At 59.0% G+C, this 20266-nt stretch carries 22 protein-coding genes; 4 read left to right on the top strand and 18 right to left on the bottom strand.

Going from position 1 to position 20266, the window contains the following annotated elements; genetic code table 11:
• Positions 1-8 precede the first annotated feature (8 nt).
• The 11 genes from ABSE61_RS30030 to ABSE61_RS29980 form a co-directional block, all read right to left on the bottom strand.
• Positions 9-644 (bottom strand): Rossmann-fold NAD(P)-binding domain-containing protein, encoded by a 636-nt coding sequence (locus ABSE61_RS30030; protein WP_423874792.1) that lies wholly within the window; start codon positions 642-644, stop codon positions 9-11.
• On the bottom strand, positions 641-1372 hold the full coding sequence (locus ABSE61_RS30025; RefSeq protein WP_423874791.1) for a glucose 1-dehydrogenase: 732 nt from the start codon (positions 1370-1372) through the stop codon (positions 641-643). The genes ABSE61_RS30030 and ABSE61_RS30025 overlap by 4 nt, the downstream gene beginning before the upstream one ends.
• A 25-nt stretch (positions 1373-1397) precedes the next feature.
• The gene (gene lpdA / locus ABSE61_RS30020; RefSeq protein ID WP_423874790.1) at positions 1398-2819 is read right to left on the bottom strand and encodes a dihydrolipoyl dehydrogenase; all 1422 of its coding nucleotides are present in this window, start codon (positions 2817-2819) and stop codon (positions 1398-1400) included.
• 7 nt (positions 2820-2826) lie between these two features.
• Complete coding sequence (locus ABSE61_RS30015; RefSeq protein ID WP_423874789.1) at positions 2827-4206, bottom strand: aldehyde dehydrogenase family protein; 1380 nt, start codon at positions 4204-4206, stop codon at positions 2827-2829.
• A 124-nt stretch (positions 4207-4330) separates the two neighbouring features.
• Positions 4331-4759, bottom strand: coding sequence for a nuclear transport factor 2 family protein (locus tag ABSE61_RS30010; protein ID WP_423874788.1), 429 nt, complete (start codon positions 4757-4759; stop codon positions 4331-4333).
• A gap of 39 nt (positions 4760-4798) precedes the next feature.
• Positions 4799-5809: an alcohol dehydrogenase catalytic domain-containing protein gene (locus ABSE61_RS30005; protein ID WP_423874787.1), complete on the bottom strand. Its 1011-nt coding sequence runs from the start codon at positions 5807-5809 to the stop codon at positions 4799-4801.
• 455 nt (positions 5810-6264) lie between these two features.
• Positions 6265-6651 (bottom strand): nuclear transport factor 2 family protein, encoded by a 387-nt coding sequence (locus ABSE61_RS30000; RefSeq protein WP_423874786.1) that lies wholly within the window; start codon positions 6649-6651, stop codon positions 6265-6267.
• 173 nt (positions 6652-6824) lie between these two features.
• Positions 6825-7847, bottom strand: coding sequence for a GlxA family transcriptional regulator (locus tag ABSE61_RS29995; protein ID WP_423874785.1), 1023 nt, complete (start codon positions 7845-7847; stop codon positions 6825-6827).
• 151 nt (positions 7848-7998) lie between these two features.
• Positions 7999-9540 (bottom strand): class I adenylate-forming enzyme family protein, encoded by a 1542-nt coding sequence (locus ABSE61_RS29990; protein ID WP_423874784.1) that lies wholly within the window; start codon positions 9538-9540, stop codon positions 7999-8001.
• Positions 9541-9647: 107 nt separating this feature from the next.
• On the bottom strand, positions 9648-10097 hold the full coding sequence (locus tag ABSE61_RS29985) for a MaoC family dehydratase (RefSeq protein WP_423874783.1): 450 nt from the start codon (positions 10095-10097) through the stop codon (positions 9648-9650).
• Positions 10098-10110: 13 nt separating this feature from the next.
• Positions 10111-10671, bottom strand: a complete 561-nt coding sequence (locus tag ABSE61_RS29980; protein ID WP_423874782.1) for a MaoC family dehydratase — start codon at positions 10669-10671, stop codon at positions 10111-10113.
• Between the two features lie 93 nt (positions 10672-10764).
• Here ABSE61_RS29980 and ABSE61_RS29975 point away from each other — a divergent pair, with 93 nt between their 5' ends.
• Positions 10765-11445 carry a TetR/AcrR family transcriptional regulator gene (locus ABSE61_RS29975; protein WP_423874781.1) on the top strand — a complete coding sequence of 227 codons (681 nt, stop codon included), beginning with the start codon at positions 10765-10767 and terminating at the stop codon, positions 11443-11445.
• A gap of 202 nt (positions 11446-11647) precedes the next feature.
• Here ABSE61_RS29975 and ABSE61_RS29970 read toward each other — a convergent pair whose 3' ends face one another.
• From ABSE61_RS29970 to ABSE61_RS29950, 5 genes are all read right to left on the bottom strand, one after another.
• Complete coding sequence (locus ABSE61_RS29970) at positions 11648-12049, bottom strand: nuclear transport factor 2 family protein (RefSeq protein WP_423874780.1); 402 nt, start codon at positions 12047-12049, stop codon at positions 11648-11650.
• 188 nt (positions 12050-12237) lie between these two features.
• Positions 12238-12930 (bottom strand): alpha/beta fold hydrolase, encoded by a 693-nt coding sequence (locus ABSE61_RS29965; protein ID WP_423874779.1) that lies wholly within the window; start codon positions 12928-12930, stop codon positions 12238-12240.
• A gap of 18 nt (positions 12931-12948) precedes the next feature.
• Positions 12949-13635 carry a VOC family protein gene (locus tag ABSE61_RS29960; protein ID WP_423874778.1) on the bottom strand — a complete coding sequence of 229 codons (687 nt, stop codon included), beginning with the start codon at positions 13633-13635 and terminating at the stop codon, positions 12949-12951.
• 10 nt (positions 13636-13645) lie between these two features.
• The gene (locus ABSE61_RS29955) at positions 13646-14557 is read right to left on the bottom strand and encodes an oxidoreductase (RefSeq protein WP_423874777.1); all 912 of its coding nucleotides are present in this window, start codon (positions 14555-14557) and stop codon (positions 13646-13648) included.
• Between the two features lie 45 nt (positions 14558-14602).
• A complete protein-coding gene (locus ABSE61_RS29950; protein ID WP_423874776.1) occupies positions 14603-15169 on the bottom strand; it encodes a hypothetical protein in 567 nt (188 codons plus the stop codon).
• Between the two features lie 285 nt (positions 15170-15454).
• Here ABSE61_RS29950 and ABSE61_RS29945 point away from each other — a divergent pair, with 285 nt between their 5' ends.
• The gene (locus ABSE61_RS29945; protein ID WP_423874775.1) at positions 15455-16345 is read left to right on the top strand and encodes a LysR substrate-binding domain-containing protein; all 891 of its coding nucleotides are present in this window, start codon (positions 15455-15457) and stop codon (positions 16343-16345) included.
• Positions 16346-16354: 9 nt separating this feature from the next.
• Here ABSE61_RS29945 and ABSE61_RS29940 read toward each other — a convergent pair whose 3' ends face one another.
• Positions 16355-17182 carry an alpha/beta fold hydrolase gene (locus ABSE61_RS29940; protein WP_423874808.1) on the bottom strand — a complete coding sequence of 276 codons (828 nt, stop codon included), beginning with the start codon at positions 17180-17182 and terminating at the stop codon, positions 16355-16357.
• A gap of 159 nt (positions 17183-17341) precedes the next feature.
• On the opposite strand from ABSE61_RS29940, the gene ABSE61_RS29935 reads away from it, so the two are divergent.
• Positions 17342-18367: a GlxA family transcriptional regulator gene (locus ABSE61_RS29935; protein WP_423874774.1), complete on the top strand. Its 1026-nt coding sequence runs from the start codon at positions 17342-17344 to the stop codon at positions 18365-18367.
• A 468-nt stretch (positions 18368-18835) separates the two neighbouring features.
• Here the strand turns inward: ABSE61_RS29935 and ABSE61_RS29930 are convergent, their stop codons facing one another.
• Complete coding sequence (locus ABSE61_RS29930; RefSeq protein WP_423874773.1) at positions 18836-19471, bottom strand: hypothetical protein; 636 nt, start codon at positions 19469-19471, stop codon at positions 18836-18838.
• 282 nt (positions 19472-19753) lie between these two features.
• Here ABSE61_RS29930 and ABSE61_RS29925 point away from each other — a divergent pair.
• The coding region (locus ABSE61_RS29925; protein WP_423874772.1) for a DUF4365 domain-containing protein at positions 19754-20266 on the top strand (513 nt) is incomplete at its 3' end.

Genomic DNA, 20266 nt, shown 5'->3' with positions numbered 1-20266 from the left:
CAGCACGACTATTCCGTAAGGCTGTCTGAATATCTAAAGTGGACACCAGGCACCCCGATCACGGCGGCTTCGACAAGCACCCGAGCAATGACGGTGGCTGGATTGACGTGGAATCCTTTGGGAAGGACGGGAGCAAGAACGCGCGAAAGCCATAAGAATATGCTTTCGCCAAGACGGAATTCTTCGCGCTCTCCGCCGATCATGCTGGGTCGCACGATGGTAAGCGACTTGAAGCCGATCTTCTGAACGTCACGCTCCAATTCAGCTTTTATTCTTGCGTAAGCTATTCGAGAAGTGAGGGATGCTCCAATGGCTGACACAAGCGCATAGTTCTGTGCGCCCTCTCTGTAAGCCGCCTTGGCAAACGAGAGAGGCAAATCGTGATCGACGATGCGAAAGGCTTCCCTCGATCCCACTTTCTTGATGGTCGTGCCGGTGGCGTTGATGACGGCGTCCGGTTTCCAATTGCGCATTTGCGGCAACAGCTCCTGTATGGCAAGGGCCACCGGGTTTATGAGCTTGTCACGCTCTGGCAGAGATTTGCGCGTCGGCGCTATAACTTGCGTGATCAATGGGTGCAAAAGCGCCTGCGCCAGTGCATTTCGTCCCACCAAACCCGTTGCGCCGAGAAGCAGAAGTCTCATACCTGTGCCCTTCCGCCATCGACACATAGTTCGGCACCACAGCAGAAACTGGAGTCATCCGAAGCCAGAAACAACACTGCCCTGGCGACTTCTTCGTCGCGGCCCAATCGTCCCATCGGGATCGTCGCTGTAATTTTGTTGATGGCTTCTTGTGGCTGATCATCCAGAATTGGCGTGGCGATCGGCCCAGGACTCACAACATTAGAGCGGATGCGGCGATCTTTCAGATCGTTTGTCCAGGAGCGCACAAAGTTGCGAACCGCCGCCTTGCTTGCGCCGTAGACGCCAAAGGACGGGGTGCCTTTAACACCTGAAATGGAGGCCGTGAGAACGATCGAGCCGCCGTCATTCAAAAGCGGCAACGCCTTCTGCACGGTGAAGTAGGTGCCTTTTACATTGATGTCGAATATTTTGTCGAAGTGCGCCTCGGTTGCCTGTTGCAGCGAAGCAAATTCGGCGACGCCGGCATTCGCGAAAACAATGTCGAGGCGGCGGCCGGTCGCCTTGATGGTCTCATAGAGCCGATCAATGTCCTTCATATTCGAGACGTCGCCTTGGACACCGGTTACATTTCGGCCAATTTCCCCTACGGCTGCATCAAGCTCTTTTTCCCGCCGACCGGTGATAAAGATATGGGCTCCCTCCTCGACGAATAACTTTGCCGTCGCCAGACCAATTCCCGTGGTGCCGCCCGTGATGACCGCTACCTTTCCCTGTAATTTGCCCATGACCGGTTCCTCTCGTTTTTGGTTGTTAGGTCTGTGTTGCCCACCCGTCGACGCCCATGGCTGCTTGACGCAGCGCCTCTGAACGCGTGGGATGGGGATGGCAGGTTCGAGCGAGATCCTCGCTGTCCGCATGAAATTCCATGGCGAGACAGACCTCGCCGATGAACTCGCTTACTTGCGGGCCGATCATGTGCACGCCCAGAATGCGGTAGTCGTCGGTGCTGGAGATGACCCTTACGAAGCCTTCGCCCTCGTGCTGCAATTTGGCCCGGCTATTCGCCGAAAACGGAAACCGCCCGACTTTGTAGGGATGCCCGCTCGCCTTCACTTGCTCCTCGGTTAATCCGACCCAGGCTACTTCGGGGCTCGTGTAAATCACGCTGGGGATGATGTCGTAATCGACATGGCCGGCGAGCCCTGCCAGCGTTTCGACGCAGGCGACGCCTTCGTCCTCGGCCTTATGCGCGAGCATTGGACCAGCGGTCACATCGCCGATAGCCCAGATACCCGGTGCCGATGTCGCAAAGTTCTGAGTTGGAATGAAGCCGCGGTTGTCCGGCACCAGGTTCACTGTCTCGAGGCCAAGGTCGCCGACAAAGGGCCTACGGCCGACTGAAACCAGGACCACATCCACCTCGATCGAGGCTTTGACGCCGTCTTTCAGGCTCTCTACCTCGACCGAGACGCCAGCGTCATGCGCGGTTGCTTCAAGCACCCGTGTTGACAATCGAAAAGCGACGCCTTGCTTCTCGAGCATTTTCTGACAGGCCGATGCGATTGCCGTGTCCGCTCCCGGAATGATGTGATCGAGAAATTCAACAACTTCCACCTCGGCGCCGAGGCGGCGCCAGACCGAACCAAGCTCAAGGCCGATGCTGCCCGCGCCGATAATCAGCAGTCTCTTCGGAATTTTGCTGAGCTTCAGCGCGCCCGTCGAATCCACGATCCGCGCTTGGTCGATGGTCACTCCCGGAAGTGGCGCCGGAACTGATCCAGTCGCAATGACCACATGCCGCGTCGTGATTTGGGCCTTGCCGCCGTCGGACTTCCGAACCTCAATGCGTCCTGGTCCGTCGAGGCGAGCCCACCCGTCGATCCGGGAGACCTTGTACTTGCGGAACAGAAACTTGATCCCGTGTCCGAGAGCATCGACGCTGGCCTGCTTTTGATCCATCATCGTCGCGAGGTCGAGTTTCGGATCGACCTTGATGCCGAAGCCCTCGAATTTGGTTCGGGCCAGATCGAACAGCTCCGAAGCGTGAAGCAGGGCCTTTGAGGGGATGCAGCCGACGTTGAGGCAGGTGCCACCCAGTACTGAATTCCCCTCGATGCAGGCCGTCTTCAGGCCCAGCTGTCCCGCGCGGATTGCGGCGGTGTAACCGCCGACCCCGCTGCCGATCACGACGACATCATAATCGGCATCTGTGTTGGATGGGGACAGAGCCATGATCGCCTCAGTACTCGAACCATCCCGCAAGTTGCCGGTTCTTTTCCTCGGTGAAGGGCGAGTAGAGATGCTCGATCGCAACGTCGGCCGGCGAAATCAGCATCGACTTGGCGTGGGTCAGCGCATCGAAGCCGTATTTCCCGTAGTAGTGGCCCATCCCGGCCGATCCGGTACCGCCGAACGGCATCGTCTCGACGAACAGGTGAACATTCACCATATTCACGCCACCTCCGCCGAAGGACAGCTGACCGATGAACCGGTCGATGGTTTTCTGATCGCGGCTGAAGATGAAGCCGGCGAGCGGACGTCCTGTTTTCGCCATCCGGGCCATAGCGTCATCGAAGGATTTATAGGTCAGGATCGGCAGGATAGGTCCGAAGATCTCGTCCTCCATGATCTTGTCCTCCCAGGTGATGGGATAAAGAAGCGTGGGATCGAGGTAGTGCGCCTCACGATCTGACTTGCCGCCGGCGATTACCTTGGCGGGATCGATGAGCGAGGCCAGCCGGTCAACCGTGCGCTCGTTGATGATGCGCGAGTAGTCGGGGTTGGATTTGGGGTCCTTGCCGAAGAGTTCAACCAAAGCCTTCTTGGCTTCGGCGGCGAAAGCATCTGCGACGGACTCATGGACATAAGCGTAACCCGGTGAGGTGCACCACTGGCCACCCCAGGCCATCGCGCCCCAGACGATCTTCTTCGCGGCATCAGCAATGTTCGCCGTCTCGTCCACGACGGCAGGGTTCATCCCGCCGAGTTCAAGGAGGACGGGCGTGAGGTTTTTCGCGGCCGCTTGCGCGACGATCTTGCCGACAAAGGTACTGCCGGTGAAGAAAATGAAGTCAAACGGGAGCTTCAGCAGTTCGGTGTTCTGCTCCTTGCCGCCCGCCACCATGGTGACAGCCGCCGGATGAAAATATTTCGGGACAAGGTCCTGCAGCACCTTGGTTGTTTCCGGGAGTGCTTCGCTCAGCGTGAGAATACAGGTGTTTCCGGCCGCGAGCGCGGCCAGCGCCGGGCGGATCAGCAGCAGCAAGGGTCCATTGAAGGGGCCGATGACGAGTGTCACGCCATAAGGCTCGCGGTAGATCATGCCCTTGTGGCCGGTTTTGGCGAGGAATTTTGGCACGGGCGCTTCCACGGGCTTCATCCAGTCTTTCAGCTGGCTCTTCTGAACCTCGCTCTCGCCGGCCGATGCCGCCGTCTCGAAGATGTATTCCTGCGAGGCGGTCTTGAACTCCTTCGCCATCGCCTTCTGGAAGCGCTCCTCGTTCTCCCGGATCATGCGGGACATGCGATCGAGCTGGTCGACGCGCCATTCGTAGGTACGCGTGACACCCGTGGCGAACAGCGCCTTCTGTGCGTCGAATATTTTCTGAAACTGATTCATTTAAAGCCTCCATCGGATGACAGGATTGTTTTCAGATTTACTTCTCTCGAAGGCTCGACGCCCAGCGCCGCTCTCCCTCGAAAGTTTGACCTATTGACCTATCCCGTCCTTCGACGGAATTTCTCTACAAAGCGCTCGCCATGATTGCGTTGATGGCGGTGTTGTCCCAATAGCAATCGAGACGCTTGATCTTGCCGGACGCGTCGTAGCGAATGATGTAAGCGTGAGCGATGCGATCGGACTTGCCTTTCGTGACAAGGCCAGGAACATCCGCCGGCATGGCACCACCGAGCAGCGCCTGCACCACAATGATGTTGCCTTCCCCCTGGATCATCTCGTCGACCTCGACGCCGAAATCCGGCACGGCTCCCAGCAAGCCACGCCAAATCTGCTCAAGGCCGCCTCGGATCGGCATGACGCTCTTCTTGCCATAAGGAAGATACCGTCCTTGCGCGCCATCAGCGCAAAGGGCCAACATGCAGTCGACGTCGTGACCATCGTAAGCCGCGAAAAACTTCTTGGTGATTGCCTTCAAGTCCGGGCTATTACTCATTGTGACCTCCATTGGGGCTGCTGTTACGGGCGATGCTGCCTAGACCATGGTGAGAACCATCCTGAAGCGCGCTTGCCCTGACATCATCCTGGCGTAAGCTTCAGCGGCCCGTTCGAGCGGCATGGTTTCGACCATGGCGGCGACATCGCTAAGCGCACTGAATTTGAGCGTGGCATCGCCAGCCGAAGGTGTCCCCGTCAACGCGCCCTCGACACCCAAACCTTTGAAAAGAAGTTCAAACGCTGACAGTTCGATCGGCTCGTCGGTCGCGCCCAGCGAAATCACAACGCCGCCGCGCCTCAGGCCACTGAGCGCAGCGGCGACGGCCTTGCCGCCCGATGCGGTCGCCACCACCACTGAAGCGCCGCCGAGCGCCTCGAGCGCCTTTGCGACATCAGTGGTCGAGCCATCGATATAGTGGTGCGCGCCAAGCTTCTTCGCGAGTTCGGCCCTGTCGGCGCCGCGGTCGATCGCGACCACCTCAAATCCCATATGACGCGCATATTGCACACCGAGGTGGCCAAGGCCGCCTACTCCGAATATCGCGACCAGGTCGCCCGCCCGCGCGGGAGAATTTCTGAGCGCACTGAACGTCGTGATGCCGGCACACAGTAGCGGCGCTGCGTCGACCGATGACAATTCGTCCGGCACGGACATCAACCCGCGCGCTTTTGCGATCATCACCTCCGCGTAACCGCCATCATGCTGTACGCCGGTGAAAGCCTGGTTTGTGCAGTTCACGAGATCGCCGTCGCGGCAGTATTCGCAATACCCGCAACTGCCGCCGAGAAAACCGACGCCGACGCGCTGACCGACGTGCCAGCCTTCAACGCCGGGGCCGATGACATCGATCTTTCCGACCGCTTCGTGGCCGGGCACTCGCGGATACTGGATCGGCAAGAGCCCATCCACGGTTATGGCGTCCGAGTGGCACACGCCGCAGGCTTCGACGCGGATGCGGACGTGGCCTGCGGGCGGATCAAGCAGAGGTTTTTGAGCAAGCTCAAGCTTGCCTTTGCTCACTACATGCACTGCGCGATAGGTGGACATGTTGTTCTCTCGCTTTTCCATTCGGTTCTCGTTGCTACAGGTCAGAATTCTAACGAGGCGGCGCTCTTCGACCATGCCATAGGCCCCACCTTCCCTGCCAAAATACGAGTCGATGCGAATTGAGCGTCTTCCGATCGGTCGGTGCGATCATTTCAAAGACATCGCAAAGCCACGGCATGGGAGGTGCGCGCCCTCGCTTTAGAGTTCGTTGTTCGGCTTGAAAAATACTTTGTTGGCTGGCCCCATGCTTGAAAGACATGAGGGAGCATTGCAGTCGACAGCGGCGACGGTTCGAATGCGTGCGATCGCCCCTTTAAGGAGCGGCTATACTGCGTCTAAAGAAGTCGCTGACGCTGCCGGTCTTTAGGTTCTGGTGTCGGCTCGTGGTGACGCTCGCGCGCCTAACTCACAGCTGCTCTCGATGTTTTCGATGGCGTACCGACACGCCTGGCCAGTTACGAGCCGCGGCCAACCGGGCTGAACATAGGATTGCCGCTCGCCGTCGCGGATGCGGGCACTTCTTCCTGCAACACATCCCAATGCTCGACCAGCTTGCCGTTCACCACGCGGAAAATATCGACCGCCACCATTGGCTTTGGTCCCCACCCGACGTAGCGGCCGTGCACCATGACTAGATTGCCCTCGGCCACGACCATGCCGGGTTCGTAGGAAAAATCCTTGCTCAAGCTGGCGATAAGGCCGGGAATGGCGGCCCGGCCGTTCGGAATGGCGGGATTATGCTGAACGTAATCAGGGGCGAAATAGCGCTCGACGACGCTCGGGTCCCGGTCGATGAAGGCGCCTGTCAACGCGCGAAGGGCGATCTGTTTTGCGTCTTCCATTGGTCCCCCCGCTCAACATGCTCGCGAAGTCTACCAAGACGGCTCCATATCGGACTAGGTCATTGGTCCCACGTTTCGTGCCAAAGATGGGATTGGCGCCGGTCTCGTGGTCAGGCTGGAGCCCACCACCCTCACCTTCAAGGCGCACAACACCCTCCCGCCTCTTCAGTCCTTCAGCGCGCCGATCGAAAGCGCTCCCGGTAGGCGGTCGGACTCACGCCGAGACGCCGCTGGAAGAGACGGCGGAGGATTTCGGCGCTGGTGAAGCCGCACCGCTTGGCAATGATCTCAAGTTGGTCTTCGCCATCCTCAAGAGCGCGGCGCGCTGCATCGAGGCGCGCCCGTTCGACGAAGACGCCGGGCGGTGTGCCGGCCTCGCGCTCGAAGTTGCGCACGAAGGTGCGAAGGCTCATATGCGCGCGTTCCGCAAGTGCATCGATGGTAAGGTCGGTATCGAGATGGTCGAGAATCCAGCGCTGAAGTTCGGCGATTGGACCGTCGCCATCGAGCTGCGCCGCGAGATGGGCGCTGAATTGCGATTGGCCACCAGGGCGCTTGAGGAAAAATACCATCAGCTGGGCCGTCGCAAGCGCGACTTCGCGTCCGAGATCGTCCTGCACCAAGGCAAGAGCGAGGTCCATGCCAGCGGTCATGCCGGCCGTGGTGTAGAACGGGCCGTCTCTGAGAAAAATCGGATCAGGCTCGACTTGGATCGCGGGGTAGCGCCGTTTCAGTTCGTCGCAAAAAGCCCAATGCGTCACGGCGCGGCGGCCATCCAGAAGGCCCGCTTCCGCCAGCAGGAAAACCCCCGTGCAGACTCCGCCCACCCGGCGGATTCCACCGGCGGCTTCCCGGAGCCAATCGACACAAGGCTTGGATACCAGATTGCCAGCGCCAGGTGAGCCCGCCACGATAAGGGTATCGAGCTCGAAAGGGGACGGCGCCGCGATCGAGCGCGTCGCGTTCAAGCTCACGCCAAAGGATCCGTCAATGGCTCCGACATGCTCGGACCAGATTTCAACTTCGTAAGCTTTGGCGCAGGGCGGTGAACGCCTGCCGAGAACGATATTGGCAGCGGCAAAGACCTCGAGCGGACCGACGGCGTCCAGCAACGCGACACCCTGATACGCGAGAATGCCAACGTGCCGAGGTTCGGAATCGCTCGCAAGGACCGGCTTATTTGGCTGTGGTTTCATCGTGGCGCCACTATGGCTGATCGGAACGTCTTGGGCCAGCGTCGACAAGCATTCGAACGAATCGCAGTCATCAATAAATTACAACCATCATCTGGATGGCTCTGCGAGACGGGCCCCGCCCAGCCGGAGAGCGTGTTGCACCGTCCATTTCCTAGACTTGAACGCTCTGGCGTTCCCAATAGGGGCTTCGCACCTCACGCCTGAGTATTTTTCCAAAAGAGGACATTGGCAGCTGTTCGACGAAATCGATTCTTTTCGGCACCTTGAAACTCGATAGCGATCCCTTGCAGTGGGCGATCAAATCGGCCTCGCTGACGGAGAAACCGGGTTGCCTGGTGACGACCGCGACGACGATCTCGCCCCATGTCGGGTCCGGCGCTCCGATGACCGCCGCCATATGCACTGCCGGATGTTTGTAAAGCACGTCCTCAATGTCGTTGGGGAAGATGTTTTCGCCGCCGCTGATGATCATGTCCTTCTTGCGATCGACGATATAAAGGTACCCTTCTTCGTCGAAGCGCCCCATGTCGCCAAGGGTAAAGAAATCACCGCGCCTTGCGCTTGCCGTCGCTTGCGGGTTGTTGAAATATTCCCTGATCAGCGTCGCACCACCGATATGGATTTCCCCGATGTCGCCCGGCGCGACAGGATGACCATCCTCATCGCGCAATTCGACGAACATGCCGATCACGGGACGACCTACCGAGCGAACCTTGCGTGTCTGATCAGACGGGCCGAGATTGCTCACCAGACCGACTTCGGTCCCACCGTAGAATTCATGTAACCCTGCCCGCGGAAGCCTTTTGAGTAAGGCCTCCTTAGTGTGCGTCAGAAGGGGCGAGCCTCCGCTGATCACCGAATGCAATGAGCCGAGATCGAATTTGTCGATCTCTTGGCTTGTCACCATGACGGCCCACATGGTGGGGACCATGAAAGCCCAGGTCGCCTGATGCTTGTCGATGAGGCAAAAGACGTTTGCCGGCGTGCTGTCGCTGGTGACGATGACTGTCCCGCCGCGAAACAACTGCAGCAGCGAGAACAGTGCGGGTGCTTCGTGAAACAAAGGGGCTGCGACCAATTCCCTGTCATCAGGTGTGATGCCGTAAATTGTGGCCATGCGCCGCAAGCAATCGGCAAATTCGCGATGCGGGTTGACGCAGCCTTTTGGGAAGCCAGTCGTGCCCGAGGTGTAGCCCTGGAAATAGCAGGCATGGAGATCGGCTGGCACCACAGGATCAACATCCTGGCCGGCATCGATCAGGCGCTCATAGGAATGAACCTCCGCTAAGTCGTCCTTGTCGGTCACGATGTAATTGTTGCCGATGGTCGGCAACGTGTCCTGCAGCAACGTGATGATCGGCATAAAAGCTGCATCGAAGAACAGTGCCTTCGCGCCAGAATGATTGACGACATATTCGACTTCGCTGGCAACGAAGCGAAAATTCAACGGCACCACAGCGATGCCGAGCAAGGCGGCGGCCTGATAGAGTTCGAGATACCGGCCGCTGTTCTGCAGCAAAAGCGCGATCCGATCGCCAGGATCGATACCAAGTTTCGAGAGGGAGTTTGCCAGGCGGCGAACACGTGACCATAGCTCGGCGTAAGACAGCTCACCTTGCGCGGAAATGATAGCCGTCTTTTGCGGCGTATACGTCGCGTACCAGCGTAGCGCATCGCCAATCCGGCTCGGCATGTTTGCCCCCCTCGACGTGCTTTAGTTGTCTATTTCGTGTTGCCGTGTATTTGCCTCGGTGGACGACTTGAACGAACGTCAGAGCAACCTTGGATCGCCTTTTTAGGTCAGTCCGGAAGGTTGTAGCCAACCTCAGCAAGGCCTATCAGGTCGCCGGTTGAATCCTTGGCCTCGATCGCGATCTGAACCCAGTTCTTTCCCGGCCCGTGATGGTGCTTGCGCTTGACTGTTCCGGTCGCCGTCACGGTCTCGCCGACCTTTACAGGCTTGGTGAACTTGGCATCGACAAAGCGAATGCTGCCGCCCTCCTTGTTGACGACGCCCCAACCGCGGGTGACGACCGAAGCCAGGGTCGACATCGTCATCATGCCGTGCCCGACCGTCTCTGGAATGCCGAACACCTTGGCGCGTGAAGCCCATTCTTCATTGGTGTGGACCGGATTCATGTCGAGCGATGCAAGCGCATAATGATCAATCGCGGACTGAACATAGGATTGCTTTACCGCCGGAAACTCATATCCGGCTTCTATCTGGCTGAACGTCGGAACGGTCATCATCTGAAATCCTCAATCAGGCGTTGGCGAAGCGGGCCACGTCGGCTTGCGTTTGCGGAAGGATCAAAGAACACCACCAGCGGGCCTTCAGCACGCCTTTCTCGTTGTGGAAGTCGAGAAGCATCTGCAGATACGGCTTGTTTCTCTGGACGAATTTGTCGGCCGTCGTGACCGTTGTCGTGATCACTTCGCCGTAACGGAAGGGCTCGATGATTTCGATGCGCTGCTGCGGATTGCGAGCACCTGGCGTCCTGATCCAGGTTCCTATGCCTTTTTCGCCGAGACTGTAGAACGCGATCGTGGTGACGAAGACAGGGTGCTGCAGAACCTCGCCGGTCGGCGAGTTCTGACGGGCGTAGACGGGGTTGATCATCATTGGGTCGGTTTCGCCGCAGGCCCGGTTGTAGGACACGATGTCTTCTTCGGCGATCCGAAACGTCCGCAATCCGGGGCCGGAATCGCCCACGGTGGCCTGCTCCCAGGTTTCATAGTTTTCCCAGCCGATCATGAAATCGCGGGAAAAGTGCCGCTGCTTTTCGGTCTCGATGTAGGCATCCAGTCGCGCCGGCACGGCCATCGCTTCCTCCCTGGAGATTCGCTTGCTAATGTTTTTGAACAGTCGTTAGGTTTTTACTTACCGAACGTTCGTTAGAAAATCAATGCCCAAGAGGTGAAAATTCCGCCCATGCCAACCAAAATGCCTGCGAAGGCAAAAAAACGGCGCGTGAACAAAGAGGTAGTGTCTCAAGGGGATGGTCTCACGAAGGGCATGCAGGCGCGCGCACGGATCATTTCCGTCGCCGAGACCCTCTTCAACAAACAGGGTTTCGACGGTGCATCCATGCGCGATATCGCCGCCGCCGCCAGCATGCAGCCGGCCTCGATATACTATCATTTCAGTTCAAAGGAGGAACTGCTCTGGGCGGTCTGGGAGAAAGGCGGCGTCGAGCTCTTGAACCGGGTCAGTGATGTGATCGCACCGGTGACCGATCCGTGGCAGCGCCTTGAGACGGCTTGCGTGGCTCACGTTTCCGGCCTGCTCGATTGGCGGCGGGCAAATCAGGCATTGTTCCTGATGCCCCCCTGGCATTATCCGGAAAGCATCAAGGCGCGTGTCATCGCTCTTCGCGACGAGTACGAGCGCATCTTCATTGGTCTTATCGACGATCTCCCGCTTCGCAGCGATATCGACAAGCATTACCTTCGGCTCACCATGATCGGCGCGTTATCCTGGGCGCTGTTCTGGTTCAAGAAAGACAAGGACGATCCTCCTGCCGTCATTGCGAAGCAGATTCTATCCCTGCTTCGCTCGGGATTCGCTCCAACCCAGAAACCGGTGACCATTCGTTGATCCTCTCCGCGCGTACACCGGGTTGGGATTACTCGCGATCCGCAGCAACCGGCATCTCAGCGGGTGAAGCAGTGCCTTGCAGGCCTCGGCGAACGCATCCGGCGTCATCAGCCATTGCGGAACGACCCTATCGCCCGTCCGTTTCCTCGAGCGTGCAAGACGATTTCGATCACTACTCGGAAGCGTGCTTCACCGATCTCCCTTAAGCCGGAAATTGGTCGCCGAACATGGGCCGCCCGCTCTGCGACTGCGCCCGCGTGGCTTCATCCTGGATGACATCCCAGTGCTCTGCGAGCACATCGTTCTCCATGCGTACAATGTCGGCAACAACCCATGCCGCCGGCAGGCCATGGCCGCTGAACCGCCCGTGAAGAATTACGAAATTGCCCGCCGCTGCCGCAACGTGATTGTCGTAGCGCAGTGTCGCGGGCAAACTCTTTACCAGGCCAAAGAGACCTTCCCGGCCGGGAGGAATATGCGCGCTGTGTTGAATGTAATGCGGAGACCAAAACCGCTCGGCGGAGGCGTAGTCGTGCTTGTTGAACAGGATATCGAAAGCGTTCAAGACGGTTTTGACGTGGCGATCTTCCTGTGCGTTGACCATGGATATGCTCCTCTTGTCAGAACGTAGACGTGTGGTCCCGGCGCGTCATCCTTCCAGGAACAGTCGCGTGTGCTTGAGAAACACCTCAGCATGTTGCGACTGCGTCCCGTGGCTCGCGTCCGGATATATGATCAGTTGCGCATTCGGGAGGTGTTCGACCAAAAGAAAGGCGTTGATCGGCTTGACGACTACGTCCTTGCTGCCGTGCACGACGAGCGTTGGCTGACGAATCGAGCCAACATCGCGAAGCGGTTCTCCAAGGGGATCGTACCCCATTCGCGAATAGACCCGAGCTGAGCAATCGCTGCCTTCGTGGACACAGGCTCGTCTCGATCGGAGACACGCAGCTTCAATCTTTCAAGGTAAGCGCGTCCTGCCGCCTGGCTCGCATCGCTTGGCGTGAAGAACGCATTCATCAGCAGCTTTTCCGGATCGCTCAATTCGTCGATCGAAAGCTCGGTGAAGGTCATGCCTTCGCCGCCGCGCGGCCCGGTGCCCAGCAGAATCATCCGGTTCACCATGCCCCCAAATTCAAAGGCGAGTTGCTGCGCGATCATGCCGCCAAGGGAGAAGCCGACGACGTCGAAGATGTCTAACCCCGGCGTAAGGCAAAAGCCGACGAGGTCGTGCGTCATCGTGGCGACTGTTGAGGGGGTCGCACCCGTCGAACGCCCGATTCCAGGATAATCCAATATGATGACGTCGCGCGAGGCCGCAAGCCCGTTGGTGATCCGTGGATCCCAATCGTCCATGTTTGCCGCGAAGTAATTAAGGAGCAGAAGTGGATACGCGCCCAGCTTTCCGAAACGCCGGTAGGCTATGCGAGCGTCTCGCACCTGAATGAATTGGGTGGGGACAGTTTCATGCGTGGCTTCAGACATCACGGATCTCCTACGCTGCTAAGTCAGGCTGCCGACGATCGAGGCCCGACGAGAGAGCTCGATCCAATTGCCATCCGGATCAAGCAGCATCGATATTCGCGCCACGTCTCCGAGCGTTATCGGTGCGAGACCCTCGCGCACGCCCCTGCCCCGCAGTTCTCCATGCACCGCGTCGATATCGGTGACCTGAAGGGTGATGTAGCGAAAGCCGCGTGCCTGACGAGGCGCATCGACGGTCGCGGCAGTATCTTGCGATAGAAGCAGGAGGCTCTCGCCCAGGCGAAAGGCCAGCCCGCCCGACCACGACTGTTCGGGAAAGCCCAAGGTCTCGCTATAGAATGACCGGTGGTCGCGGAGGCTCCGGACCGCTACGACGATCGCTATCTGAGTGACGCCCTCAAATCCCGGCGGCACCAGTCGGACACGGTTGCCGTCGGCATCGACCATCCGTTGCGGCGCCCGCAAGCCCTCTCGCGCGATGACCAGTTCGCGATAACCGCAGGGCGCTGCGTCGGGCAACGGCTCAACATGGTGGTTGAGCTTGATGACGGAACCTTGCTCGTGATGCCTATACTGTTTCTGCCCCCGGCGAACCGGCAAGACATGATCGAAGGCAACAGCGGCATCCTGCTGCCAGAACCGCAACATTGGTTCCAGGTTGTTTGTCGAAAGTCCGATGTCGATGACGTTCTTTGCAAGGCGCATTTTCAGACCGCTATTGAAACGTCGTGCCGGTCAGTTTTTCGGAAACATCCCAAAGTCTGGCGCCCGCGGCGGCGTTGCTCGCCTGAGGCATGATCAACGCGCGAGCCGGGGCACCGCGCAATTCGCCTATCCCTCCGGGGCCATAGTAGGCACCAGGCTTTGCTTGAGGGCTCGTCGCCGCAAAAAGGATCGGGCGCGCGCCGTCCGATGCCGATTGGCCGAAGAATGGAGCCGCAAGATCGGTCGCGAAAGAAAGCATCCCGCCCGGACCGTGCGCGAACAGGTTGGTACGAGCAAATCCGGGGTGCGCGGCGTTGCTGACGAGATTCCAGCCTGCCGCATCGCTGCGACGTTGCAGTTCAAGGGCGAACATCAAACAGGCGAGCTTCGATTGCCCGTACGCTTTCCACGGCGAATATAGGCGCGCGCCCTGCAGGTCGCTGAAATCGATCGACCCGGCCCGGTGCGCCAGACTGCTGACCTGAACAACGCGCGGTTCGCTTGAGCGGCGCAAAAGTGGCAACAGCCTGGTCGTGAGCGCGAAGTGACCGAGATAGTTGGTTCCGAACTGCATCTCGAAGCCGTCCGCCGTGGTCTGCCGGCGCGGGAGCGCCATCACCCCGGCATTGGCGATCAAGAGGTCAAGCGATGGCCGAGCGTGCATCCGGTCAGAAAATTCTGTGATCGATGCGAACTTGGCGAGGTCGAGATGCTCGTAGATGACGTTGGCGCCGATCGCATCACGTGCGATTTTGTCGATAGCTGACTGTCCCTTGCCGGCGTCGCGGCCGGTCAGAATGACCTCAGCGCCAGCCTTGGCGAGAGCCAATGCCGCCTCGTACCCGAGACCGCCCGTCGCGCCTGTGACGACGGCCGTTCTGCCAACTTGTGAAGGAATTTCGGGTTCTCTCGACCCAGCCATGAAGCGACCTGCACTCTGAAAGCGATCAGTTGCAGGGCCCGCAGATTACTTACGTATCAGCGGGATCTGCAGGTTGGTGGGACGGTTCTGCTCGGTATCAAATCCACGGCCGTCAATGTTGCGAGCACCCCAGAACAGTAAATCCCCCCGGAGATACACAAGATCGTATTCCATGAAATTCGTCCCCTGTTTCAAACCGAAGGGAACGAACGTCTTTCCAAAGATGCTCTGCGATGCGTTGACCGTCCAAGGCGCGTAGCCGTCCGACGCGACCTTGTTGAGCACATCGACAAAACCTTGCACCAGGGGTGTCACCTCATAAGCCTCATCGGCAATGAAGTCGACCTTCTGGGCGCCAGGCGCGATTGGATGCGCGCCTTGCCATTTCATGTGCCCGACGATCTTGATCTGCGCGAGCGGTACGGCCCCATTGGGATCGGCCGAATTGACGACGTTCAGTTCGAACCGATCGGACGGCAGGTATTTGAAAGCGCGCTTGAGATAGAACGGCTTCAGCGACCCGTCGGGATTTTTGCTAGGCCGAACTTCGGTTGCGATGCTCTCCCAGTTTCCGAGCAGCGCCTCTTTGATCTTCGTGACGTCTGTTTCCATGAGGCTCGCTCGCGGTTCGTTGGATGGGGTTTGCGCCATAGCTTCGCTCGTTCCCGCCATCAGCAGCAAGAACATTAAGAGGACTCCGAAGCGTTTAGCCATTCGCTAGCTCCAGCAAGGGGAATGAACTGCCCTTCGTGCCGAGCTCGACAACATCGAGCCAACGGCACGCCACACCTCGCTAAGGCAGCCAAGAATAATAGACGGCCTGCTATACAGATCGCTGGCCGGTCTTAAAAAGACTTTGTAAGCTGGCCCCATGCCTCTGAGACATGGGAGGGCATCGTGGAGCTACGACATCTGCGTTACTTCATCGCCGTGGCCGATGCAGGCAGCTTGACGGTTGCCGCCGAGCAGACGCTCAACACATCCCAGCCATCTCTCAGCCGTCAAATCCGCGATCTTGAGCAGGAAGTCGGCACGCAACTGATGACCCGTGGCGCTCAGGGCATTGAGCTCACCTCGGCTGGCAAAGCGTTTCTGGATCATGCGCGCAAGGCGCTGCTTCAGGTAGATGCGGCAACAGAAGCGGCCCTGCGCGCGGCTCAGCTTTCGCAGCCGACCTTTGCTCTTGGCTTCATGTCGGGGGCCGAAATAGGTCTGTTGCCCGAAGTAACGCGCGTCCTTCGCGAGGAATTTTCTGATATCGATATCCGGCTTTCGAGCGACTACTCGCCCGTACTCGCTAGAGCCCTGGTAAGGCGCAAGCTCGATGCCGCGTTTATACGCCAGGAAGAACATTTGGAGGACGTGGTCTGCACGCGGGTGCGCACGGACCCCTTGGTTTTTGCATTTCCGAGCGACCATCGCCTGTCTTCGCAGCAGGCCGTTGCTCCTGAAGAGGTTCAGAACGATGAGTTCTGTCTTCCATCCAAAGCGGCGCCTGTCGTACGTCGGACCGTTTTGGAGTATTTCAATCGCGCGGGCGTCGATCTCAAGCCGAAGTATGAAGTGCACAATGTGGTCCACGCAATTTCGATGATCACGTCGACCCGCGCGGTGATGCTGCTACCGTCCTATACGAAATCCTATCTGCCGAGCACGATTGCTACCCGGCCGGCCAAGGGAGAGGAACCCACAGTGGATTTGTTCATCGCGTACAACAAGACGAACAAATCCCCAATCCTCAAATTCCTTCTGTCGAGTGTTGGCAATTGGGCCGCGAGGCTGCGTTAGCCCCTTGCGCTATTCGGACAGGAAGAGCTCGGTGTGATTGACGAAGCGCTCCGGATACTGAAATAGCGCTCCATGACCAGCGTCGGGATAGAGGGTCATCTGCGCGTTCTTCAGATGCTTGAACATGAAGTACGCGTTGCTGTCGGGAAGCATCGTGTCGTTGCTGCCGCTGACGATTAAAACCGGCTGGTCGATGGCGCTCAGAATCTTGTTGCCGGGATCCTTTGTGGCGCACCAGCCGATGATCGCTTTGGCCTGCTGCCCCATGATCGCCTGGCTGCTGTCCGGGTCCCTGTCGTCCGTTCGAGCGCTCGCGCGCTTCAGAAAGGCCACGCCAGCGGCCTGACTGGCCGCCGATGGCGTGAAGAACAGGGGAAGGCGAGGATCGGGTGCTTCCTTGTGCGATTGCGCCTCTTTGAGCACCTCCATCAGATGCTCTTCGCCGCCCTGCGGCGCCGTGCCGACCAGTAGTAACTTGCGAACGAGCTTCGGATGTTCAGCCGCCAACACTTGAGCGACCATGCCGCCCAGCGAGTATCCGAGCAGATCGACCTTGGAAAAGTGAAGTGCTGCAATGAAGCGCGCGGCGTCTGCTGCCATCTGTGCGACGTTATCCGGAGTGGTGCCGCTCGATCGGCCGAGGCCCGCATTGTTGAAGACGATGACGGGACGGTCCTTGGCGAGAGCGTTCACCACCGCCGGATCCCAGGCGTCCATGTTGCCTGAGAAATGTTGCAGGCAGATCAGTGGGATTCCGACCCGCGGACCCAGCCAGCGGTAGGAAAAACGTGTGCCGGCAGCCTCAACGAATTGCGTGGGTGTGGTTTCAAGCGTCATCATCTTAGTTCTCCTTGGTATGGTTGCGGGAAGGCATCCTCGTGTTGCGCTTGAACCTAGCGAACCAGGATCGCCTTCCAACATGCCATTGACCCCACGTTTTGCGACAAATGCGACGGCTCTGGCACAGCGATCCGCATTCCGGCATAATGTGCAATCATGAAGGCAGATGCTGCAAACCACCGCATGCCCGCGAGCGAGCCGAGGCCGCGTCAAATCGGCATTCTCGCTTACCCGGGCATTGAGCTGCTCGACGCAATTGGACCGCTCGAGGTCTTTGCCGCAGCGAACCGGATCGTTGCAGAACGCTCGCCTCGAAACCCTGTCGCCTACCAGATCGACGTTTGGGCCGACCGCCTTGGCGCCATTGACGGCTCCTCTGGTGTCGGATTGATCGCGACGCGTTCGATTGCCACACCCGCACCTGTTGAACTCGATACGGTGCTGGTGGCCGGGTCGCCCGTCGTCGCCGACATGAGCCGCCAGCCCTGTGTCGATTGGCTCCGGGACGCCACCGGAGGAATCCGCCGGGTGGGCGGAATCTGCACCGGTGTTTTCCTGCTGGCGGAAGCCGGCTTATTGGACGGTCGACGCGCCGTGACGCATTGGGCTTATTGCGATGAACTGGCGCGACGCTACCCCGCGATCCGGGTTGAGCCCGATCCGATTTTTCTGCGAGATGACCGGTTTTACACGACGGCAGGCGTAACCGCGGGTATGGACCTCGCCCTGGCTCTCGTGCAGGACGATTTGGGGCGCGACGTCGCACTTGCCATCGCGCGGTTACTGGTGCTGTTCCTCAAACGGCCCGGAGGGCAGTCGCAGTTCAGCGCCCATCTCGCGGCGCAGCTCGATGGCGATAGTCCGATTGCGATGCTGCAGCGATGGATTCTCAATCACCTCGATACCGATCTCACCGTCGAGGCGCTTGCAGAACGCGTGCATATGAGCCCGCGCAACTTCGCGCGCAACTTCCAGCGTGAAGCCGGCGCGCCGCCGGGCGTCTTCGTCGAACGGGCGCGCCTCGATGCCGCGCGCCGCGCTCTTGAGGACGGCGAGCATCGGCTCGAAACCATTGCCAGGCATTGCGGCTTCACCAGCGCCGAAATCCTTCGCCGGCTTTTTCAGCGGCGCATGGGCTTAAGCCCGACCGCTTACAGGGAGCGCTTTGCGTCGGCGCGTTGACCTGGTCATCGCACGTTCGCCGCAAGGCCGAACGATTGTGCGAGAGCTCAACCCGCGGTGAAGGCCTTTAAACGCACGTCGTTACAACGCACGCGCATTCTTCCGTCGCGGGGCATGGGAGATATACCGGTTGGCAAGTTCTTGATGAGCCCGGCGGCGTGCATAATTTGGAGTGCTCTTTTGCCTTTGCCGGTAGCGGCCATGCGTTGAGTGTAATGGCCGTGCAAAAGCGCCTCGGCTTTGCGGCTTGGTAACGCTACGAGGGTGCTAAGGGCACCATGCTTGAGACCGAGCTTGGCCAGAACGTAGCAAGCATGCAAGCGGGTCCTGCTGCAGGTTAGTGCGGCCGAAGCGCTTCTAACGAACGATGCGAAATCGTCGGTGTTGCCGAGGGCTTCGTTGATACTCGTGATGTAAACTTTCTTAAGTTCTAGCGTCTCCGGCTTCAGGCAAAATAGTGACGGCTGCTTAGGCGACGCCCACGAATGCCTGCTTGCTGAGACCGAGCAATGCTGCGCTCGCCTCGACGTTTCCGCTCAGCGTCTCTGGCTTCTGGCAAAACAGTTGTGGCTGCTTCAACGCTACGGCCACGAATGCCCGCTTGGTGAGATCGAGAAGCGCCGCGCTCGCCTCGACGTTCCCGTTCAGCGTCTCCGGTTTCTGGTAAAACAGTTGTGGCTGCTTCACTGCGGCGGCCAGGAATGCCTGCTTGGAAAGACCGAGCAACGCCGCGCTCGCCTCGATGTTCCCGTTCAGCGTCTCCGGCTTCTGGTAAAACAGTTGTGGCTGCTTCACTGCGGCGGCCACGAATGCCTGCTTGGTGAGATCGAGAAGCGCCGCGCTCGCCTCGACGTTCCCGTTCAGCGTCTCCGGCTTCTGGTAAAACAGTTGTGGCTGCTTCGACGCCGCGGCCACGAATGCCCGCGTGGTGAGATCGAGAAGCGCCGCACTCACCTCGACATTCCGGTTCAGGGTCTTTGGCTTCTGGTAAAACAGTTGTGGCTGCTTCACTGCGGCGGCCACGAATGCCTGCTTGGTGAGAGCGAGCAGTGCTGCGCTCGCCTCGACATTCCTGTTCAGCGTCTCCGGCTTCAGGTAAAACAATGATGGCTGCCTTAATGCTGCGTCCAACAAGTCGAACGCGAACGGACGCTCGCCAATTTCAGCGCTCAGAACAGCGTGGAGCTGCCCGAAGTTCACACCTGGTGTTCTAACTCGCCGCCACCCGCCTCATCTCCTACCTCAATAGGCTGACCGCCGTGACGCGGTCTAATGGATTGATAAACGATCAAATCTTGGTTGGGGGGTAGGATTTGAACCTATGACCTTGTCCCCGGTAAGCAGGCCCGACCCGATTGCGTCCCGCTTAACCTGTGGGGAGCTCGTTTGGACGCGAAATACCGCTTAACGACGTTCTTGAATTGTTCTAAAGTCGATGGATGCCTAAAAGGCGAAGCCGCTGTGCGTCTCCGTTTCCTCAACGTCGGTTTCCAATTCGACGGTCGCTCCCGACTAGAAGCGGGCGTCGATGGAATTGCGGAAGTGATGGACAACGGCAAGCCGCTGGCCCGTATGATCGCTGTCCAGGTCAAGGCCACGGAGTCATCGCGCCACTCTTCCGAAAACGAAACCAGCTTTAGTTATGTCATCCGCCCCGACGATCTCACGTATTGGCGCGGATCAAACCTGCCAGTCATTATCGTTCTCTACAGGAAGTCGGACGACACGTATTTTTGGAAGCAGGTTGATGCGCAACCAAGGGAGGAGCGGCGGCTCACATTCGAGAAAGCTAAAGACGTTCTCGACCGGAACGCCGTTGACCAGCTTGCGGCCCTCACGGTCCCCAAAGCGGGCTTCGGATATTACGTGCCACCGCTGGGCGGCGGTGAGGAAGCGCTT

Origin of the sequence: Bradyrhizobium sp. (assembly GCF_049519115.1) — a bacterium.
GTDB lineage: Bacteria > Pseudomonadota > Alphaproteobacteria > Rhizobiales > Xanthobacteraceae > Bradyrhizobium.
This window is presented reverse-complemented; position numbering and strand designations above follow the sequence as displayed.